1 protein-coding gene is annotated in these 1,660 nt (G+C 69.9%); it reads left to right on the top strand.

Annotated elements, in window-relative coordinates; genetic code table 11:
• Positions 1–483 precede the first annotated feature (483 nt).
• Positions 484–1,660, top strand: a 1,177-nt coding sequence (locus tag ACY45C_RS09940; protein ID WP_462187336.1) for an LAGLIDADG family homing endonuclease, incomplete at its 3' end; no start/stop codon positions are given.

Raw genomic sequence — 1,660 nt, 5'->3', positions numbered from 1 at the left:
TGGCCTTCGAGTCGTTGACCGACTTCGAATCCGCGATCGTCGCGTTGCGCTCCGAGGCCGCCGGACCTCCCACCATGCGGGATGGACCAGCTCGACCGGTCCCGCGCGGCGCCGTCGATGCCTCGCCGGTGACCGGCACCCAGCAGGTGCATAGCAGGTAGGGCCGGGACCACTCGGCCGGAAGCGTCCTACATCGCCCTGGTTCGCCGTGCCGGCCCGGTCCCGCCGGCGACGGGTGACATCCCGCGTCGCGGCCGTGCGAGGACCGCGGACCTCCCGGACGGCACACCTGCGGCCCGGCTCGACCTGGCTGGTGCCGTTCGTCATGCGTGTTCGCCGTGCGCGTGCTCGTCCCCGCGGGCACCGCCGTGCGCGGAGGCCCGGCCCCGCACCGTCCCGACGTCCGCTGGCGGCGGCCCGGGGCGGGGATGCCCACAACACATTGTTGAAGGTTGAAGCTGACGAGTGAAGACGAGGAGCGTCATGACCGACAGCCGCGGCACGAAGCCGAGCAGGTCAGCGGCGAAAGCGAGTGGGTTGAAGATCCAGCGGTCACGCACCACCGCCGGCGTCCACCCGTACGACGAGGTCACCTGGGAGTCCCGGGACGTCGTCATGACCAACTGGCGGGACGGCTCGGTCAACTTCGAGCAGCGGGGAGTGGAGTTCCCGCAGTTCTGGTCGGTGAACGCCTCCAACATTGTTACCAGCAAGTACTTCCGCGGGGCGCCCGGCACGCCGGGCCGGGAGTGGTCGCTGCGGCAGTTGATCGACCGGGTCGTGCACGCCTACGGCGCGGCTGGCCGCGAGCACGGCTACTTCGCCTCGGGCACCGACGCCGAGATCTTCGAGCACGAACTGGCCTGGATGCTGCTCCACCAGGTCTTCAGCTTCAACTCGCCGGTCTGGTTCAACGTGGGAACCCCCGCGCCGCAGCAGGTCTCGGCGTGCCAGCCCTATGACGCCCTCGTCAGCACGCCGTCCGGTCTGGTTCCCATCGGCGCCCTGGTGGAGGCGGACGCGGTGGGGACGAAGGTCTTCGACGCGCACGGTCTGACCCAGGTGATCGCGACCAAGTCCAACGGCGTCAAGGACGTCCTGCGGATCTGGACGAAGGCCGGTCACGCGCTCGACGTCACCGCCGATCATCTGGTGTGGCGGAGCACCTCCGCGGGTGCCGGGGCCTTCGTTCCCGCCGGCACGCTGCGGGCCGGGGACACCCTCGAGTGGCATCTCACCATCGCCCCTGGCGAGGGTGAGATCACCTCACGGGAGATCGCCGAGGCGGCGCTCGCGGGCCGGCTGCAGGCGGACGGTTTTGTTGGTCGGTACGCCGGTACGAACGCCTCGCTGACCATCGAGGCGATGACTGTGCCGACCCGGCTGTATGACGCTCCGCTGCCCGTTGTCGCGGCCTATCTGCGCAGCCTGTTCCAGGCCGATGGCTACGTGTCCCGCCGGGATCGCTCGACGCTGATCGGGCTGGACATGATCAGCGAGGGCCTCATTCGCGGGGTGCAGGGCCTGCTCGCCCGGTTCGGCATCTTCGCGCGGGTACGCCGCGAGGCGGATCCGCGACCCGACCGCCACGACCTCTGGAGCCTGGGCATTCAGAACGCCGGTGACCGGCGGACATTCGCGGACGAGATCGGCTTCCTCG

The sequence above is a fragment of the Frankia sp. CcWB2 genome (assembly GCF_977927585.1).
The sequence above is the reverse complement of the archived record's forward strand: the minus strand, read 5'-3'. Positions and strand labels throughout refer to the sequence as shown.